The organism is Streptomyces colwelliae (genome assembly GCF_048158785.1).
Classification (GTDB): domain Bacteria; phylum Actinomycetota; class Actinomycetes; order Streptomycetales; family Streptomycetaceae; genus Streptomyces.
Genome location: NZ_JBLTJC010000872.1, coordinates 1 through 683, shown reverse-complemented (window position 1 = coordinate 683; position 683 = coordinate 1). Strand labels below are relative to the sequence as shown.

1 pseudogene is annotated in these 683 nt (G+C 78.2%); it reads right to left on the bottom strand.

Features of this window, described 5'->3' with window-relative positions:
• A pseudogene (locus ACNFOC_RS54910) lies at positions 1-683 on the bottom strand (nickel transporter); the annotation flags it as partial.

The window sequence follows — 683 nt, the reverse complement described above, 5'->3', positions numbered from 1 at the left end:
CCCCGGAGCCCCAGGAACTCCCGGAGCCTGCGCGGCCGTTGCCCCGGAGACCTCCGGCGACCGGTCGGCCTCGGCCGGCGGCAACGCGAACACCGTCCGCGCCCCCGCCTCCTGCGCCGCGGCCCGCTCGGCCGCGGCCGCCAACGCCCGCCGCCGACGCCCGGTCGGCTGCCCGTCCTCGCCACCGGAGTCGCCGGAGTCACCGGGGGAGCCGCTCGGGGGCAACGCGGCCGGCAACGCCTGCCGCTGCTCACCACCCACCGGCACACCCACAGGCACACCCCGCGGCGACACGGTGCCACCAAGTCCCGTACCGGAAGCGGCAGTTCCGGCGGCATGCTCCGCCGCCGTCATCACAGCGCCCTCGGAGACACCCCCGGACACACCCTCGGAATCACCGTCGGAGACATCCCCGGCCGCACCCTCGGCAGCCCGCCCGCGCCGCCGCCCGGTACCACTGGCCGCACCGTCGCCGCCCGCTTCACCGGCCGCCGCGGACTCGTCGCCCGCACGCCTTCTACGCCGCCCGGTGGGCACGGCGGCCTCGCCACCGCCACCGGTGTCGTCGGAGGCACCGTCCGGCACCTCGCTCTCCAGGAACGCGTCCACGGAGGACCGCCTGGCCCGCCGCCGTCCGTTGCTGCCCGAAGCCTGCTCGGGCAGGGCGAGTTCGGCCCCGCCCC